The following is a 17,938-nucleotide window of genomic DNA, read 5'->3' on the forward strand; positions in this document are numbered from 1 at the left end:
CCAAGCCTTATAACCACAGGACAAGCCGATGCCGCATTTCAACCCGCTGATCGCCAAGCTCTCGCCGCCACCGGTGCCATCCGTGCTTGCCTGGGCCAAGGAATATGATGGGTCGCGCGGACCGCTGATCGATCTCAGCCAAGCCGTTCCCGGTTATCCCGCTCATCCGGACATGTTGAACTGGCTGGGTGAAGCCGCCGCCTCCCCCGCATTCACCGGCTATGGCGCGATCGAAGGCGAACAGGTTTTGCGCAGCGCCTATGCGGAACATGTTTCCGGCCTCTACAATGCCAAAGTCAGCGCTGGTAACATCCACATCACCTCCGGCTGCAACCAGGCCTTCATCTGCACGGCCATGGCGATTGCCGGTGCGGGCGATACGATCCTGATGACCAACCCCTTCTATTTCAACCAGCAGACGACGCTGGCGATGCTCGGCATCGGTATTGAACTGGTGCCTTGCGACGCAGGCAGCGGTTTCCTGCCAGATGTCGATGCCATTGCCGCAGCGTTGAAGCCTGGCATTCGCGCGCTGGCGCTGGTGACGCCAAACAACCCGACCGGCGCCGTCTATCCACCCGCGCTGCTGCGCCGAATCTATGACCTTTGCCGCGCCAACCGCACATGGCTGATCCTCGACGAGACCTATCGCGACTTCCTGCCGGAAGGCAGCGATGCACCGCACGATCTTCTGTCTGTCAAGGGGTGGCAAAACAGTCTCGTCTGCCTCTACAGCTTCTCCAAATCATTCTGCATCCCCGGCCATCGGCTTGGCGCCATCACTGCCGGACCGGCCATGGTCGAGCAGGTTGCCAAGATCATGGACAATCTACAGATCTGCGCTCCGCGCTCGGCCCAGGCAGCCGTTGCCAAGGCCATTCCCGCACTTGGCGAATGGAGAGCGGGCAACCGCGCCGAGATCGCCACCCGCGCCGATGCGCTGAAAGAGGTGATGAGCAAGCTCAAAGGCTGGAAGCTGCAGGCGATCGGCGCCTATTTCGCTTACATCCGCCATCCCTATCCGGATATCCGTTCGGAATTCGTCGCCGAAAAACTGGCGAAGATCGCTGGCGTCGTCTGCTTGCCGGGTGATTATTTCGGCGAAGGCCAGGAAGGCTATCTGCGCTTCGCCTTCGCCAATGCCGATGCGCCGACCATCCTGAAACTCGAGGAACGGCTGTCGGGCTTCAACCTGCCGGGAATCTGATCAGCGGAAAATCAGCCCCGGCGGGCGATGAGGATACCGGCAAGCACCACCGCTCCGCCGATGGCCTGCATCAGCCCGACCGGCTCGCTGAGCAACAGCCACGCGAGTATTGCCGCCACGACCGGCTGTAACAGCAGCGTCAGCGATGAAAACGCCGGCGGCAGGAAGGCCAGCGCATAGATGATCAGCCCCTGCCCGCCCGCATGGCTGATGAAGGCAAGGCCAAACAGGATCGCCCAGCCGAACAATGCGGTCGGCATGAAACTCGCCTCGAAGAAGAACGCGATCGGAAGCATGCAGACGGCGGCCGATCCCGTGCTCCAGATCATGATCCGGTTGGTGGAGAAGCGGCTGCGCAGACGGCCGATCGACAGGATATAGCCGGCATAGAAGACCGCAGCCAATGCCGCCGTCGCATCACCCGCCAGTTGGCCGTCACCGAGCGCTGCCGGCCCGCCCTTCAAGATGACGACACCCGCGAGCGCTGTCGCAAGACCCGCAATGAACACACCACTGACATGGGCGCGAAACAAAAGCCATGAGCCGAGCGTGACAAAGATCGGGGCCAGATTGGCAAGCAACGTCGCATTGGCAACCGATGTCATGTGCAGCGCCAGATGCCAGGCGGCGAGATCGACAGCGAGAAAGACACCCGGCAACACAAGCAGAGCGTAATCCGCCAGTCCGGCGGGACGTTGATCGGTCACCGTATTCCCGGCCGTCCTCGACCAGATCACAAGCGGCAGAAGCGCCAGCGCCACTCGCCAGAACGCCGTCGCCATCGGCCCGACTTCCGAAAGGCGCACGAAGATGGGCGAACCGCCGATCGCAGCGCCACCGATCAGAAGGGCAATCAGTGCAAGCCGGTTGGCAGATGGCGAGGCCGTGGAGGATACGGGAAGTGCGGTGTCTGACACGAAAGCTGTCCAATAAAACGGGCGCAGCACGTGCCACACCATAGGGCCCCGAAACTATCAGAACGGTTCGCGGGGAAACAGCAACTTCCATACATGGAATGATCAGAAACGGTGAACTTAGGCCCGCAGACGCTGCGTCTGCGGGCATCGGCTCAAATCAGACGAACGGTCTCAGGCCGCATCCGGCCGGTGAACCGTCTTCACCTCGAGGAAATCCTCCAGCCCGAACATGCCACCTTCGCGGCCATTACCGGATTGCTTGTAGCCGCCGAACGGGCTGCCATAGCGATGCGGCCCACCGTTGATATGGACCATGCCTGCGCGAAGCCGCGAGGCGACGCGCTCGGCACGCTTGGGGTCACCCGTCTGGACATAGGCGGCAAGACCGTAATTGGTATCGTTGGCAATCTCGATCGCTTCTTCTTCTGTCTCGAACGGCATGATGGCCAGCACCGGACCAAACACCTCTTCGCGGGCGATGCGCATGCCATTGTTGACATCGGCAAAGATCGTCGGCTTGACGAAATAGCCGGTCTCAAAACCTTCCGGCTTTCCGGCACCGCCGACGAGAACGCGCGCGCCTTCGGCGATGCCCGCCTCGATCAGCGCCTGCACCCGGCCGAACTGAACGTCGCTGACCAGCGGCCCGATATGGCTGCCTTCCTTGGTCGGATCGCCGACTTTGGCTTCTTTACCCACCCGCGTGGCGATTTCGACAGCCTTGTCATAGACCGACTTCTGGACGAGCAGGCGGGTCGGCGCATCGCAGGACTGGCCGGAATTGTTGAAGCATTCCAGCACGCTGCCTGCAACGCGGTCTTCGAGATCGGCGTCTTCGAAAACGATGTTCGGCGACTTGCCGCCCAGCTCCAGCGTCACGCGCTTGACCGTTTCGGCCGCATCCTTACTGACGGCGATGCCGGCGCGGGTCGAGCCCGTGAACGACATCATGTCGACGTCCTTGTGCTTGGAAAGGGCCGCACCGACATTCAGGCCATCGCCATTGACGAGATTGAAGCTACCGGCCGGGAAGCCAGCCTCATGCACCATCTCGGCATAGAGCATCGCGTTCAGCGGCGTGAATTCGGACGGTTTCAACACGCAGGTCGAGCCGGTCGCAAGGGCGGGAACGACCTTCAGCGCAATCTGGTTGATCGGCCAGTTCCATGGTGTGATCAGCCCGCAAACGCCGATCGGCTCGCGCAGCATGACGTCGCCGTTCGGCAGCACTTCGCGCGTATGCAGACGCTTCAGGGCATCGATGAAGCCCTGGAGATGGCCAACGCCAACATCGGCCTGCTGCTCGGTGCTCATGGTGATCGGCGCGCCGAGTTCCATGGTGATGGTCTGCGCCATCTCTTCATAGCGGCGCTTGTAGATGGCCAGCAGCTTTTCCAGAAGTACCAGCCGCTCTTCCGTCGTCGTCCGGCTATAGGTGGCAAACGCCTTCTTGGCGGCGGCTACAGCGCGATCGATATCGCCTGCCGTTCCCATGGAAATAACCGCAACCGGCTTTTCGGTTGCAGGGTTCAGAACCTCGAGATCATTGGCAACCAGCGGAGCGACCCATTCGCCGTTGATGTAGAACTTGCGTTTATCGAGCATGCTTCTTGTCCTTCCCGTCAGATCGTCTTCTGTTTTTCGTTGAGCCAATCGCTGATCAATTGGCGGTAGCGTTCACCGCTGAAGCTTGGAAAATGACCGCCATGCACAATGCGGACGGGGATTTTCAACAGGCGCTCCATCGAGGAGAGATAGTCTCCGGCGTCGGAATGATAGGTATCCTCGATCAACGGGCCGTCGTAGAGAATATCGCCGGAGAACAGAATTTCGGTCGCCTTCTCGTAAAGCGCAATCCCCCCGGGCGAATGACCGGGCGTATGAATGACCTCGAAAACCCGGTCGCCGAGATCGATCACATCGCCATCTTCAAGGATGCGCGTCGCCGGCGCTTTCTTCACCGCATAGCATTTCGAGCAATACGGCTCCGGCGGCAGCGCATCGAAGATTTCGTCGGTGACATAGGGATCGGCAAGCGTGTTTTCCCGCGTCGGATTGGCGAGCAGCCCGGCCTCGGCCGAGTGCACGGCGCGGCATTCGAACTCGTGATGGCAACCGATATGGTCGAAATGCGTGTGGCTCGCGACAGCGATCAGATCGCGCCCTGTGACCAACGGCACATGTTCCCTGAGCGAGACGACGCCCATGCCGCTATCGACCAGCATGTCGCGGTCCCGGCCGCGCACATGCCAGATGTTACAACGGTAGAATTCCTGGATGAACGGCTCGGAAATGGCGGTGACATCGTCATCGAGACGCTTCACCTGATACCATTTGTCCGCGCTGATGCGTTGCATGTTCAATTCCTGCTCTGGGGCAAGGCTACGATATCGGCGAGACTGACCGCAAGGGGGACGATCTGGCCGTCAGCCACCGCTGCGGATTGCGGCATATGCGCCACGATGGACAGATCCGGAGCCTTCGCCGGTTTCAGATGGCAGCGGTAATGCGTGCCGAAAAAGGCACTGCCGGTGACCTTGGCCTCCCCCAGCGGCACGACCGGATCGTCGGCCTCCCCCGCCCGGCGAAAATGTTCCGGCCGGATACAGAGCACCACCCGCTGGCTGGAAACCAGCACTGAAGCCGTAAAGCTAGTGATCGGCAGCGCTATCGAGCCAACCGCCGTTTCGACGAGAGCAGACGCCGCATCGACGCTTTTCACTTGGCCCGGGATGAAATTCACCTCCCCCATGAAACCTGCGGAAAAGACCGAACGCGGCCGCATGTAGATATCGGCGGGCGGGCCAAAGTCCTCGATCCGGCCCTGGTTCATGACAACGATCCGGTCGGCGATCGCCATCGCCTCTTCCTGATCGTGGGTCACATGCACGAAGGTGGTGCCGACCCGCTTCTGGATCGCCTTCAATTCATCCTGCATCTGCCGGCGCAGTTTCAGATCAAGCGCCCCCAGCGGCTCATCGAGCAGCAGCACATCGGGATCGACGGCAAGTGCGCGGGCTAGGGCGACGCGCTGGCGCTGGCCGCCTGAAAGCTCATGCGGCTTCTTGTCGGCGGATGATTTCAGGCCGACAAGATCGAGAAAGCCGAGCGCCTTTTCGTCCCTCTGCGCCCTTGCCACGCCGCGCATCCTGAGCCCAAAGCCGACATTGTCGCGCAACTTCATGTGTGGAAACAGCGCATAATCCTGAAACATCGTCGTCGTCGGGCGCTTTGCCGGCGGCACGCTGGTCATGTCCTTGCCACCGATCATCACCTTGCCTCTGGTCGGAGACTGGAAGCCACCAAGGATCGACAGCAATGTGGTCTTGCCGCAGCCCGACGGGCCGAGCAGGACAATAAACTCACCGGCCTTGATATCGAGCGAAACGTCATTCAGCGCGGTGAAGGCGCCAAACGTCTTGGTGGCGTTATGAACCGAAACCGCAGCGGTCATGATTTTTTCGTCCTTCCGAACAGGGTCAGTTCCAACACCGCCAGCACCGCGACGGATACAAGGAAGACCAGCGAGCCGATGGCGTTGGTTTTGGGGTTAAGACCGGAGCGTAGCAGGCTCCAGATTTCAACTGGCAGCGTCACGTCGAAGCGCGACAACAGGAACGCGATGATGAACTCATCCCAGCTGAAGGTGACCGACAGGAAGAATGCAGCAAGGATCGACGGCATCAGCATCGGCGCGGTCACCAGCACCATCACCTTGATATCGCTGGCGCTGAGGTCTCGTGCAGCGCGCTCGATGTTGATGTGATGATCGCCCATCGAGGAATAGATGATGGCAAAGCAGAGCGGCAGGTTGATCACCACATGGCCGATCCCGACAGTCCATAGCGACAGTCTGATGCCGAATGTATTGAGCACCGTCAGGAGCCCGAGCGCGATGATCAGATAGCTGACGGTCATCGGCGCTATCAGCAGACCGCGCTGCAACGCCGAACCCGGCAGCTTGTAACGAGCGAGCGCATAGGCCGCGAGAAAACCCAGCAGGCAGGCGATCAGCGACGAGACGATGGCGACAATGAAGGAGTTTCCGAGCGCCGCCATCAGCTTGCGATCGGCAAAGACAGCCTCGTACCATTGCAGCGAAAAGCCGTTGAACGGCGGCACCGGCAGGCGGCCATCCTGAAAGGAGAACAGCACCAGCACCGCAACCGGAAGGAAGATGAAGCCGTAGATCAGGCCAGCATAGGCATATGAGGCGATCCTGGTCATCATATCGCGCATCTCAAGCCCTTTCGATCTTCAGCCAACGGGCGCAGAGCACATAAGCTGCGGTTACGGCCAGCATCAAGATGATCGACAGCGCCGCCGCCATCGGGAAATCCGCCCGGCGGCCAAGCTGCAGCATGACGATCTGCGGCAAGACCAGCTCGTTGTTGCCGCCAAGAATCTGCGGCGTGACATAGTCACCGATGCAAAGGACGAAGGTCAAAAACGCACCGGTCATGATCCCCGGCAATGTCAGCGGCAGGATGACATGCCAGAAGGTCTGCAGCCCATTCGCGCCGAGATCGGCCGCCGCCCGGCGATAGTTCGGCGAGAGCTGGATCAGATTGGCGTAGATCGTCAGCGTCAGCAGCATGACGAAGAAATGCACGAAGCCGATCACCGTTGCCGTCCGGTTGCTGGCGATCTCCAGCGGTTCGGCCACAACACCAAGCGTCATCAGCGTCTGGTTGATCACACCGTTCTTCGACAGCACCAAGAGCCAGGAATAGGACCGCACCACATAGGACGTCCAGAACGGTAAAACCGCCATGATCAGCGCCAAACGTTGAAACCGTTTCGGCACCCGCTCGGCGATGATCCAGGCGAGCGGGTAGGCAAGAAGCACCGACAGCACCGTGACGATCAGGGTGATTTCGAGCGAATTCATAAGTCCCTTGAACAGTGAATCCTTGGCAAAAAAGGCGATGTAGTTGTCGAGATTCCAGGCGCGGACGATCTGTCCGCTCTCCCGCGACCACAGGCTCATCGCCGCCATGAACAGGAACGGCAAGACGAAGAAGGCGATCGTCCACAAGAGTGCCGGCGCGACAAAACCCCAGGCCTTGCGGCGTTCGGTATCTTCGAGGGTGATGGTGGACATGATAATAGCTCCAGTGCCGGAATAGCCCCTCATCCGGCCTGCCGGCCACCTTCTCCCCGTCAACGGGGAGAAGGGAGATGCCGAAATCTCTGTCGTCCCCTCTCCCCGCAAGCGGGGAGAGGGCTAGGGTGAGGGGCAATGCTTGCGCAGTCTTGTTACTGCTGCATCATGTCCGTCCAGGCATCCTGCATCTTCTGGTCAAGCTCGGCGCTCGGGATCGGATAAAGCTGCGTCTTCTTCAGATATTCGGCCTGGTCGTTCCAGCGCAGCGCCGCTTTCTGGGCGTCGGTCAGGTGCTCGCCGGCCTTCATGTTGGCGGGCATTGCCCAGTAGCAGGACGAGGTCGCCAGCCGCGCCTGCCCTTCGGGGCTGACAATATACTGGACGAATTTCAGCGCCAGATCCTGTTTCTTCGATGCCTTCATCACGCCAATCGATTGTGCCCAACGGACCGCGCCCTGATCCGGCACCGTCCAGTCGAGGTTGGGCTTTTCGCCCGAGAGTGCAGCGGTAATCCATTCGCCACCGCCGACGAGAATATCGACCTCACCGGTTGCCAGCGCCGTCTGCGACGAGACGACGTCGCTCACTTGCTTGGAGACTTTCTTCATCTCCGACAGCTTTTCGGTGATAGCCGGCATGTCCGCGTCGGACAGCTCGGCGGTCTTCTTGCCAAGGCCAAGCGCCACAAGGCCGATCATCGGGAGATAATAATCATAGAGCGCGATACGGCCCTTGTACTTGTCTGACCAGATGACCGAGAGGTCCTTCATGTCGGCGGGATCGACCTTGGTCTTGTCAAAGGAGATCGTGTTGTAGCCAAATTTTTCGGTGACGGCGTAGGTCTTGCCGTCCTTCATATTGTTGGCTTCCATCCGCACTTCCGGGAAGATATCGGCCGTCGGCAGCTTGTCGGCGGGAATTTCGGCAAGAAGATCAAGACCGACGGCGCGCTGGACATCGACGCCGTCGATGACGAGCACATCCCAGTCACCTGGCTGCGACTGTTCGAGGATCGACAATGCCGCGCCGGTTCCCTCGTAGTCCTTGAGGTTGACCTTGACATCATTGGCCTTTTCGAACGGCTCGACCAGCGCCGGGTCCGTATGATCGCACCAGACCAGGGCATTCAGTTCTTCGGTCGCAAACGCCGGTGCAGGCGCGGTGACGGTGGAGACGGCAGCGAGCGAGACCGCAGCCACGGAAGAGAAAAATCGACGCGCGAAAGCGCCATTCACGGAAGTGATCATCGCGTTGCCCTCTGGTTTACAGCGCTCATTGCGGCGCCTTCACAAAAAGATTGAATGAATTCAATTTTTAAGTCAATGTCATTTTTGAGGACATTCAAAAAAAGGAAAAAGGCGGCATGACCGGGCTTCGTGCACGACAGAAAGCCGATAGGAACCGGCGCATTTTGCAGGCAGCGACAATCCTTTTTCGGGAAGTTGGTTATGACAGCGCCCGCATCGAAGATATCGCCGAGCGCGCGGAAGTCTCGGTGGGCACGTTCTACAATTACTATCAGAACAAGGGCGATATCCTGGTCGCCGCCGTGTCCATGGAAGTCGAGGAAGTGCTTGCAGCCGGTAAAGCGATCGTTGACAGCCCGCCCGAGACCGTTGGCGAGGCGCTGAAAGTCCTGATTGGTCAATATTACGATCATTCCCTTGTCTATCTCAGCAAGGAAATGTGGCGCACCGCCATGGCGATCTCGATCCAGCAGCCGGAGAGCCCGTTCAGCCGGCGTTATACGGAGCTCGACGGCCGGCTCTGCGACCAGGTCTCGACGCTGATTGCCAAATTGCAGCGGCGTGGCGGTGTCATGCCGGGTATCGACACGGCCGCCACCGGCCAGATGTTCTTCAACAATCTCAACATGATGTTCATCGAATTCGTCAAGGACGAGGCGATGACGCTCGACGCACTGAAAGACATCGTCAGCAGGCAGAACCGGCCGCTGGCAACACTGATCAGTAGTCCGAAACTACAATAACAATCAGGATATCAGGGATGGAACATACAGACACTGCGGTCCTTACAGCTGCCGACAGCCTCGTCGAGGCCTTCTCGAAACATGACCGCGATCGCTATTTCGCGGCCTTTTCAAAGGACGCGACCTTCATCTTCCACAATCTCGATCGCCCGTTGAGAAGCCGCGCGGATTATGAAGCGGAATGGGCGCTCTGGGAACGCGACGGTTTCAAGGTTCTCTCCTGCACCTCCAGTGATCGCAACCTCCAGATGCTCGGGAGCGTAGCGATTTTCACCCATGATGTTGAAACCCGGGCGGAATTCGGCGGTAAAACCATCACAAGTCAGGAACGGGAAACGATCATTTTCGAAAGACAGCCGGACGGCAAATGGCTCGCCGTCCACGAGCACCTTTCCCGCGCCTCCTGAAAATCCAAAGCCCCTGCATCCAGAGGGATCAGGGGCTTGATACAAACATCGATGTTATGCTGTCTGTTAAACTCAGATCGCGCCGCAGACCATTGCGGTCACAAACAGGAAGGCAGCGGCCAATGCAGTGGCCTGCGCTGCCATCGTCCAGGATAAATGCGGCGCAGAATGCGCGCCAAAGCTCACCGGACTTTTCTGCATGACTGGTTTCGAACCTTGCATATTGTCCTCCACGAGAGTGTTGCAGATGTCTGCCGCCATCACGGCCGCAGCGCCATACGTTTTCTCCGTTATTTTACACCAAGTTTATAGATATTATTTTCTGCTTTTGGCGCCCCGCAGGAAAAAACCAACCCAAAGGCCCGTCTCCACCGGATGAAAGCCACCGCGTTCTCAATGTCCCCTCTCAAGCGCCCTCTGCTGGACAAGCCGGGACCAGCGTTCGCTGAACCACGGCGTCAAAAGGGAAACATCCGCCTGACTGTGCGGTTTGGTCAACGCACCGTCCGTCTCGGTGGATGTCCATACCTTGAAGGTCGTCAACTCATGCTTGCCGAATGTCTGGATCAACGGGATATCGGCTGCATCGCGGCCGCGCGCCACGGCAATACGGCCAATACGCGGCACATTGTGGCGGGCATCGAACGTATACCAGCGATCATCGAGAAACACCTCGAACCACGCATTGAAGTCCATCGGTGCCGGATTGTCCGTTGCGCCAATATCGCCCATGTAACCGTTGACGTAACGCGCCGGCATGTTCATGGAGCGGCAGAGCGTCACGGCAAGGTGCGCATAGTCGCGGCACACCCCTGCCCTTTCCTCATGTGCTTCCATCGCGGTGCGTAGCGTTGCCGTGTAGCCGTAACTGAAGGTCAGGCGCTGATGCACGTAGTCGCATATCGCCTGAACACGCGCCCAACCGGGCTCGATTTCACCGAAAAGGCGCCAGGCAAGCGCACCGAAACGGTCGGTTTCGCAATAACGGCTGGCTGACAGGTAGGGCAGGCATTCGGGTGGCAGTTTTTCGACCGGCACAGCCTGAGCCCCTCGGTTCACGGAATCTGGCCACCCGCTATCCTTGATTACTGCATCATAGGTCAAGCGCAGGCCGCCTGCGGGAACAACCATCCGCATACAGACATTTCCGAAGGGGTCGGTAACCTCTCCCATTTTTATCACCGGATCGGAAATCGGCCCGCACTCGCTGACGATATCGTGCCGCCTTGTGCGATCCACAGACAAAAAGGTCATCATAGGGGTCGGTTGACTGCAATTGATGCCTATTTCGTAACCCAACCGAATAAACATGTGCCACCTCCACCACACGGCAGGAACGGACATGCCACCGATTTGTTCCGGTTTCAGATTCGCAAAAATGGCCGGGCGCGCCTCCCGCGCAGGAACACGTCCACACCGTGTCCCATGCCTCCAGACAGGCCGCTAGACGACCAGCATCGCCCGCAGATCATTGACATTGGTGCCAGTCGGGCCGGGCACGAACAGATCACCGCTGGCGCTGAATGCGCTCCAGGCATCGTGGCGGGCGAGATGATCGCGGGGATCGGCGCCCGCCGCCCGCATACGGCTCACAGTTGAACCGTCGGCAAAGGCACCGGCATTGTCCTCCGACCCGTCAATCCCATCGGTATCGGCCGCCAGCGCATGAACACCCTCGACACCGTCGATATCCAGCGCAAGCGAAAGCAGGAACTCACTGTTGCGGCCGCCCTTGCCATAGGCATCGCCCGCAATCGTTACCGTGGTTTCGCCACCGGACAGGATCACCACCGGCTTTGAGAACGGGCGGTTGCGCAGCGCAGTTTCCCGGGCGATGGCGGCATGCATCCGGCCGATATCGCGGGCTTCCCCCTCGATCGCATCCGACAGGATCACCGCCTCGACGCCCAGCGCGCGCGCTTTCGCCGCTGCCGCCTCCAGCGAGACGCTGGCTGATGCGATGACATGGTGCTGTTGATTGCCAAATGCCGGATGATCTGGGGTGGGTGCAGCGGCCTGCTCCGAGCGCAGATGCTGCATCACGGCTTCCGGCAGTGTCATGCCGTAACGGCTGACAATGGCCAAAGCCTCAGCAGGCGTGGACATATCGGGAATCGTCGGGCCGGAGGCAACAAAGGCCGGATTGTCGCCGGGCACGTCGGAGACGATCAGGCTGACGACCCGCGCCGGTGCAGCAGCAAAAGCCAGCCGCCCACCCTTGATGCGAGAGACATGCTTGCGCACCACATTCATCGCCGAGATCGGCGCGCCGGACGCAAGCAGGGCCTTGTTGACGGCAATTTCGTCAGCCAAGGTCAGACCTTGCGGCGGCGCGGGCAACAGCGACGAGCCACCACCGGACACCAACGCCACCACCAGATCGTCCGGTGTGAGCCCCTCGACCAGCCGCAGCAGCTCCGCCGATCCGGCAAGCCCAGCCTCGTCCGGCACCGGATGGGCCGATTGCAGCACGCGGATGCGCTCGCACACGGCGATCGGACCATGACGCGCAACGACAGCGCCCTCCAGTGGCCCATCCCACAGGCTTTCGAACGCCGCTGCCATCTGGCTTGCCGCCTTGCCTGCGCCGACGACGATCGTGCGCCCTTTCGGCTTTTCCGGCAGGTGGGCACGGATGGCGGCAAGCGGATCGGCTGCTTCGACGGCCGCCTCAAACAAGCTCGTCAGGAAGGCACGGGGGTCAGCAATCATCAAATCAGCCTGCAATCTCGAAATCATAAACGAAGACACCATCGACGCCGCCCTCGGTCGCGGCAACGATCCGGCCGCCCGCCTTTTCATGCGCCGGATGGACAAGATAGGCATCGCGCGCCGCCGCATCGGCAAAATCGATGATAAACCCGCTGTTATAGCCCTTGCCCAGGCCTTCCGGACTGACATTGGGACCAGCGGTAAAACTAAGATAGCCGGGAACCAACGCCTGCAGCGCGGCGATATCAGACAGGATCGACTGCCGCTCGGAATCAGCAACGGCTGACTGAAAGCGGATGAAGACACAATGGCGGATCATGGCAGGCTCCTATCGGATATCGGCGCGCGCCCGCGGCCGTTGATCGTTGCGCTCATGGCTGAAGATGGTGGCCGGAAGCGGTTGCCGCTCACGGATAATGTCCGAACCCTTTTCGCCCATCATGATCGTCGGCCCGTTGGTATTGCAAGAGGGAACGCGCGGCATGACCGAACTGTCGCAGACGCGAAGCCCCTCCAGTCCATGCACCCGCAAATCCAGCCCGACGACGGCGTCAGCACCGGTTCCCATCTTGCAGGTCCCGACGGGATGATGATCGGTCTTGGCATTGGCGCAGCCGTATTCGAACAACTCGTCATCGGTCATCACTTGCGGCCCGGGCAGTCGCTCGGCCATGATGTAAGGTTTCAGCGCCTGCTGCTGGAAGATTTCGCGGGCGATTTTCAGGCCTTCCAGCGACATCTTGCGATCATGCGGATCGCTCCAGTAATTCGGATCGATCAGCGGGGCGGCCGCCGGATCGGAAGACGACAGCCGGACGGTACCGCGCGAACGCGGATGCAGATAGGCGGAATTCAGCGTCACGCCGGCATTCTTCAGTTTCTCGACACCGGCCTCGATGCCGGAGCCGAGCCCCAGATGGAACTGGATATCGGGTGAGCGTGCATTCGGATCGGCATACCAGAAGCCGCCGGTCTCAAACAACGATGAGGCGACCGGACCGGAGCGGAACAGCACATATTGTAGACCGGCCCAGACGGTGCGGTGCAGTTTCGCGACGCCGTCATAGGTATGATCGCCGGTGCATTCGGAAATGACAAAGAGGTCGAGATGATCCTGAAGATTGCTGCCGACACCCGGCAGGTCATGTTTCACATCGACGCCGACAGAACGCAGATGATCGGCCGGGCCGATGCCCGATTGCTGCAGCAGTTTCGGCGATCCGATAGCCCCGGAAGAGACCAACACCTCGCGTTCGGCGCGGATGGTTTCCAATCCCTTTGCAGTCGCGACCTCGACGCCAACTGCGCGCATTCCCTCCAGCACAATCCGCGTCACCCGCGCGCCGAGCCGGACGGTCAGGTTCTTGCGATCCCTGATCGGGTTGAGATAGGCGAGCGACGCCGACGAGCGGCGGCGGTTGCGCTGGGTCAGCTGATAGAAGCCGACGCCTGCCTGCTGCTTGCCATTGAAATCGTGATTGTAGGGAATGCCAAGCTCCTGCCCCGCGCGGATATAGGCATCGCAGATCGGCAGGCCTGAGACCGGCATGGAGACGCCGAGCGGTCCGCCATAGGAATGGTAATCGTCGGCAAAACGCTGATTGTCTTCCGAGCGTTTGAAATAGGGCAACACGTTGCGGTAATCCCAGCCGGTGCAGCCGTCCTCGCTGGCCCAGAGATCGTAATCGGCCGCATTGCCGCGCGTATAAAGCTGCGCGTTGATCGACGAGCCGCCGCCGATCACTTTGGCCTGCGTATAGCGCAGAACCCGGTTCTTCATGTGCTTCTGCGGCACGGTCTCCCAGCCCCAGCTGGCGACACCCTTGGTCATCTTGGCAAAGCCAGCCGGCATATGGAACAGAGGATTCCAGTCGCTGCCGCCAGCCTCGAGCAGCAGCACCTTGACATCTGCGTCTTCGGTCAGCCGGTTGGCAAGCACGCAACCGGCCGGTCCGGCACCGGTGATGATGTAGTCATAGGTCATGTCGTCGTCCTTAAAACGTTGTCGCCTTGCGGCGATCTCAAACGGGGCAAGCCGTCTGCTCCCTCTTCTCCCCAGCGGGGAGAAGTGCTGAGCGCAGCGAGGCGATGAGGGGGTGTCGCCGCAAACTCGCGTGTGCTTGGCTCCCCCTCATCCGGCCCTTCGGGCCACCTTCTCCCCGCTGGGGAGAAGAGGATTACGCCCTGCCCTTCCCAGCCAAAATTCACTACAATCGCCCGATCGAAAGCCCACCGTCGGCATTGATCACCGAGCCCGTGGCAAAGCCGAAGCTGCCGTTGGCCAATGCCGCGACCATGCGGCCAATATCATCCGCCTCGCCCCAGCGTTTCATCGGCACCAGCCCGCCATCTATCAACGCGTCGTACTTGGCGGACACGCCGGCGGTCATATCGGAGCGGATAATGCCGGGGCGAACCTCGAACACCGAGATACCGGTATCGGCCAAACGCAGCGTCAGCCCTTGCGAAAACGATGCAAGCCCCGCCTTGCTGATGCAATAGTCCAGACGCTCCGGCGAACTCATCACCGCCGATACGGACGTGATGTTGATTACCGAACGCGGCCCGCGGGCACAGCCCGCCAGCATCGCCTTCACCACCGCCTGAGTGAAAAACACCGTACCACGCAGATTGGTGCCGATGATCGTGTCGAAGTTTTCCGGGGCAAGCTCAAGGAAATCGCCCCGCACCACCGATGCCATGCCGGCATTGTTGACGAGGCAATCGATCCCGCCGAATTCTGCCAGCACCGCATCGACCGTCGCCTGATGACCGGACAACTCGGAGAGATCCCCTTTCAGAAAAATCGCCTTGGCGCCGAGCGCAGCAAGCTCCTCCAGCACACCCGAGACCTGATCGGCATCGCCGATACCGGTGATGGCAATGTCGAAACCGGTTTTCGCCAGTGCCCTGGCGATGCCGAGACCTATTCCGCGGCGGCCGCCGGTGACGATGGCGACAGGGCGTTTGTGATTGCTCATGCCGCCAGATCCTTCGCGATGATGTGATCGGCTACACGCAGCGCCTGTGCGGCAACCGTCAGCGCCGGATTGACGGCGGCCGATGTCGGCAGGCAGCCGCCATCGACAACATAAAGGTTCGAGTGATCAAAGGCCCGGCAGTACGGATCGAGCGGCGCAGACGCCGGGTCGTTGCCCATGCGCACCGTGCCGCATTGGTGCGACGGTGTGCGTTTGTCGAACGGTTGGGACAACACGATCGGATAACCCGCCGCCTTGAAGTGGGCGCGCATCTTCGCCTCAAGCCCGGACAGTGCCTCCATGTTGGAGCGCCGCCACTGCATGATGATGCCCTTGCCATCGACCATGATGCGGCTTTCCGGATTCGGCAGATCCTCTGTCATCATGTACCAATCGATGGCGTGGCCAGCCATGAAATCGAGGGCGAAGCGCGGTGCGTAACGTGGCGCATTGGCCTTGAGGATGTCTCCGTTGATCTTGCCGAGCAGCTGGACATTGCCCAGCGGCAAGCCATCACGCCCACCGGTGAGGTAGTAGTCGTTCAGCATCAGCGTCTTCTGGTAGACGCTGTCGTTGCGCCGGAACGGGTTGATGGCCAGCATGGCGCTGCAATTGTGGTTCATGAAGTTGCGGCCGACCTGATCGGAGCGGTTGGCAATTCCCTTGCCATCGCCGGAGCGCAGCAGGATCGCGGCGGAATTGATCGCGCCGGCCGACAGGATCACCAGCTTCGGGGACAATCGTTTCCTCTCGCCTTTGTGGACGTAGTGGATCGCCTCGATCCGCCCGCCTGGCCCGGCTTCCAGCGTCTCGACATAAGCGGAGGTGATCAGCTCGATATTCGGGTCCTTCAGCGCGACGGCAAGCGGCGCGGTCTCGGCGTCCTTCTTGCCCTTGCCCGTGTTGGGAAAGCCATCCCACGGCGTGCGTCCGCCGGCCAGCCAGGTGTCGATATCGACGCCGAGCGGCAATGTCGCCGGATGCAGTCCCTGCGCCTTCAACTCGGCGCGGGCGCGGGCGATTGCGGGCTCGTCCGGTACCGGGCCGTGAGAATAGGGCGTCGAGTGCGCAGGTTCCGTCGGGTCCTGACCAAGCTCGCCGCGCACCGCAAACAGCCGTTCCGCCTTGCCGTACCATGGTTCCAGTTCCTCGTAGGGAAAGGGCCAGGCCGGCGAGACACCGCCGAGATGCTGCATTTCGGTAAAGTCCTCGGCGCGGTAGCGCAGAAGGACCGCGCCGAAGAGCTTGGAATTGCCTCCGACGAAATAGAAATTCCCTGGATTGAACGCCGTCCCGTCCGGTTCGCGCCACATCTCCTTTGGCCGGAAGTGTCCATCAACGAAGATGGATTTATAGCTGCGCGTTTCCGGCGTGTCGGGAAGGCGCTCGCCGCGCTCGAGGATGGCGATGCGTGCGCCCGACCCGGCAAGCGCCGAAGCGACCGTCGCTCCGCCGATGCCGGAACCGATGATGACGATGTCGGGCTGGTTGACCATGACGGAACTCAGCCGATGCGCTGCTGGTTTTGCGGGTCGAAATACACCGCCTTGTCCAGATTGAAGGCCAGTCTTGTATTCTGGCCGGGCGCGATACGGGCGTCGGCGCGCAGACGCGCCACCACTTCCTTGCCGCCAAGTTTGGTGACTGCGAACGTGTCCGAACCGGCTGGCTCCACCACTTCGATCAAGCAATCGCCTTCCACCAGAGAGCGGGCGTTGCGATCGGCGCCATCGGGATCGGTCAGCGCTTCCGGCCGGATACCGAAAACAACCTGCTTGCCGCTATAGGCGGCAAGGCCAGACACCTGGGCGACCGGCAGATGCAACGGCTCAGCATCTGGTCGAACCAGCGAGACACGCAGATCATTGCCGCCGCCCTCCACCGTTGCGGTCAACAGGTTCATCGCCGGCGAGCCCATGAAATCGGCGACGAACAGGTTGGCCGGATTATTGTAGATTTCGGCAGGCGTGCCGAATTGCTGCAGGATGCCGTCCTTCAGAACGGCGATCTTCGTTGCCAGCGTCATCGCCTCGATCTGGTCATGCGTCACATAGACGATCGTCGTCTTCATGCGCTGGTGCAGGCGCTTGATCTCGGTGCGCATATCGACGCGCAGCTTTGCATCGAGGTTGGACAATGGTTCATCGAACAGGAAGACCTGCGGATTGCGCACCAGCGCTCGGCCCATGGCGACGCGCTGGCGCTGACCACCGGAAAGCTGGCTGGGCTTGCGGTCGAGCAGATGGCCGATCTGCAACATGTCGGCAACCTGCTTGATAGCCTTGTCACGCTCGTCTTTCGGCACGCCACGGATTTCCATGCCGAAGGCGATGTTTCCGGCCACCGTCATGTTCGGATAGAGCGCATAGGACTGGAAGACCATGGCGATGTCGCGCTTGGAGGGATGCAGGCCCGCCACCGACTTGCCGTTGATCGAGATTTCGCCTGACGTGATCGGTTCCAGCCCAGCGATGGTGTTGAGCAAGGTCGACTTGCCACAACCGGACGGGCCGACCAGCACCAGGAAGCCGCCCTCGTCGATTTCCAGATTGATATCTTTCAGGATTTCCAGCGAGCCGTAGGACTTGCGAAGGTTTGTGATTTTCAGAAAGGACAT

At 60.5% G+C, this 17,938-nt stretch carries 18 protein-coding genes; 3 read left to right on the forward strand and 15 right to left on the reverse strand.

The window, feature by feature from the left end; all coding sequences use genetic code 11:
* Positions 1–28: 28 nt before the first annotated feature.
* Positions 29–1,207 carry an aminotransferase gene (locus tag ACSQ3J_RS16345; protein WP_060505948.1) on the forward strand — a complete coding sequence of 393 codons (1,179 nt, stop codon included), beginning with the start codon at positions 29–31 and terminating at the stop codon, positions 1,205–1,207.
* 11 nt (positions 1,208–1,218) lie between these two features.
* Here ACSQ3J_RS16345 and ACSQ3J_RS16350 read toward each other — a convergent pair whose 3' ends face one another.
* The 7 genes from ACSQ3J_RS16350 to ACSQ3J_RS16380 form a co-directional block, all read right to left on the reverse strand.
* The gene (locus ACSQ3J_RS16350) at positions 1,219–2,124 is read right to left on the reverse strand and encodes a DMT family transporter (RefSeq protein WP_060506091.1); all 906 of its coding nucleotides are present in this window, start codon (positions 2,122–2,124) and stop codon (positions 1,219–1,221) included.
* 171 nt (positions 2,125–2,295) lie between these two features.
* On the reverse strand, positions 2,296–3,729 hold the full coding sequence (locus tag ACSQ3J_RS16355; protein WP_060505949.1) for an aldehyde dehydrogenase family protein: 1,434 nt from the start codon (positions 3,727–3,729) through the stop codon (positions 2,296–2,298).
* Positions 3,730–3,746: 17 nt separating this feature from the next.
* A complete protein-coding gene (locus ACSQ3J_RS16360) occupies positions 3,747–4,481 on the reverse strand; it encodes an MBL fold metallo-hydrolase (protein WP_060505950.1) in 735 nt (244 codons plus the stop codon).
* A 2-nt stretch (positions 4,482–4,483) separates the two neighbouring features.
* Positions 4,484–5,578 carry an ABC transporter ATP-binding protein gene (locus tag ACSQ3J_RS16365; protein WP_060505951.1) on the reverse strand — a complete coding sequence of 365 codons (1,095 nt, stop codon included), beginning with the start codon at positions 5,576–5,578 and terminating at the stop codon, positions 4,484–4,486.
* Entirely contained in the window at positions 5,575–6,363 is a 789-nt protein-coding gene (locus ACSQ3J_RS16370; protein ID WP_060505952.1) for an ABC transporter permease, read from the reverse strand. Before ACSQ3J_RS16370 ends, ACSQ3J_RS16365 begins: the two co-directional genes overlap by 4 nt.
* A gap of 1 nt (position 6,364) precedes the next feature.
* Complete coding sequence (locus ACSQ3J_RS16375) at positions 6,365–7,228, reverse strand: ABC transporter permease (RefSeq protein WP_060506092.1); 864 nt, start codon at positions 7,226–7,228, stop codon at positions 6,365–6,367.
* A 155-nt stretch (positions 7,229–7,383) separates the two neighbouring features.
* Entirely contained in the window at positions 7,384–8,478 is a 1,095-nt protein-coding gene (locus ACSQ3J_RS16380; RefSeq protein ID WP_060505953.1) for an ABC transporter substrate-binding protein, read from the reverse strand.
* 116 nt (positions 8,479–8,594) lie between these two features.
* Here ACSQ3J_RS16380 and ACSQ3J_RS16385 point away from each other — a divergent pair, with 116 nt between their 5' ends.
* Together ACSQ3J_RS16385 and ACSQ3J_RS16390 are read left to right on the forward strand one after the other, a co-directional pair.
* Complete coding sequence (locus ACSQ3J_RS16385) at positions 8,595–9,221, forward strand: TetR/AcrR family transcriptional regulator (protein WP_060505954.1); 627 nt, start codon at positions 8,595–8,597, stop codon at positions 9,219–9,221.
* A gap of 17 nt (positions 9,222–9,238) precedes the next feature.
* Entirely contained in the window at positions 9,239–9,628 is a 390-nt protein-coding gene (locus ACSQ3J_RS16390; RefSeq protein WP_060505955.1) for a YybH family protein, read from the forward strand.
* A 72-nt stretch (positions 9,629–9,700) separates the two neighbouring features.
* On the opposite strand, the gene ACSQ3J_RS16395 is transcribed toward ACSQ3J_RS16390, so the two are convergent.
* From ACSQ3J_RS16395 to ACSQ3J_RS16430, 8 genes are all read right to left on the reverse strand, one after another.
* On the reverse strand, positions 9,701–9,889 hold the full coding sequence (locus ACSQ3J_RS16395) for a hypothetical protein (protein ID WP_060505956.1): 189 nt from the start codon (positions 9,887–9,889) through the stop codon (positions 9,701–9,703).
* A 132-nt stretch (positions 9,890–10,021) separates the two neighbouring features.
* Positions 10,022–10,939 carry a transglutaminase-like domain-containing protein gene (locus ACSQ3J_RS16400; protein ID WP_060505957.1) on the reverse strand — a complete coding sequence of 306 codons (918 nt, stop codon included), beginning with the start codon at positions 10,937–10,939 and terminating at the stop codon, positions 10,022–10,024.
* 132 nt (positions 10,940–11,071) lie between these two features.
* The gene (locus ACSQ3J_RS16405) at positions 11,072–12,340 is read right to left on the reverse strand and encodes a glycerate kinase type-2 family protein (RefSeq protein ID WP_436039556.1); all 1,269 of its coding nucleotides are present in this window, start codon (positions 12,338–12,340) and stop codon (positions 11,072–11,074) included.
* A 4-nt stretch (positions 12,341–12,344) separates the two neighbouring features.
* Complete coding sequence (locus ACSQ3J_RS16410) at positions 12,345–12,659, reverse strand: Dabb family protein (protein WP_060505958.1); 315 nt, start codon at positions 12,657–12,659, stop codon at positions 12,345–12,347.
* A gap of 9 nt (positions 12,660–12,668) precedes the next feature.
* Positions 12,669–14,324, reverse strand: a complete 1,656-nt coding sequence (locus ACSQ3J_RS16415) for a GMC family oxidoreductase (protein ID WP_060505959.1) — start codon at positions 14,322–14,324, stop codon at positions 12,669–12,671.
* A 223-nt stretch (positions 14,325–14,547) separates the two neighbouring features.
* Positions 14,548–15,321, reverse strand: coding sequence for a 3-ketoacyl-ACP reductase (locus tag ACSQ3J_RS16420; protein ID WP_060505960.1), 774 nt, complete (start codon positions 15,319–15,321; stop codon positions 14,548–14,550).
* Positions 15,318–16,817, reverse strand: a complete 1,500-nt coding sequence (locus ACSQ3J_RS16425; protein ID WP_060505961.1) for a GMC oxidoreductase — start codon at positions 16,815–16,817, stop codon at positions 15,318–15,320. The genes ACSQ3J_RS16420 and ACSQ3J_RS16425 overlap by 4 nt, the downstream gene beginning before the upstream one ends.
* A gap of 8 nt (positions 16,818–16,825) precedes the next feature.
* Positions 16,826–17,938, reverse strand: coding sequence for an ABC transporter ATP-binding protein (locus ACSQ3J_RS16430; RefSeq protein ID WP_060505962.1), 1,113 nt, complete (start codon positions 17,936–17,938; stop codon positions 16,826–16,828).

This window comes from Rhizobium sp. LjRoot98, assembly GCF_964252935.1.
Classification (GTDB): Bacteria; Pseudomonadota; Alphaproteobacteria; order Rhizobiales; family Rhizobiaceae; genus Pararhizobium.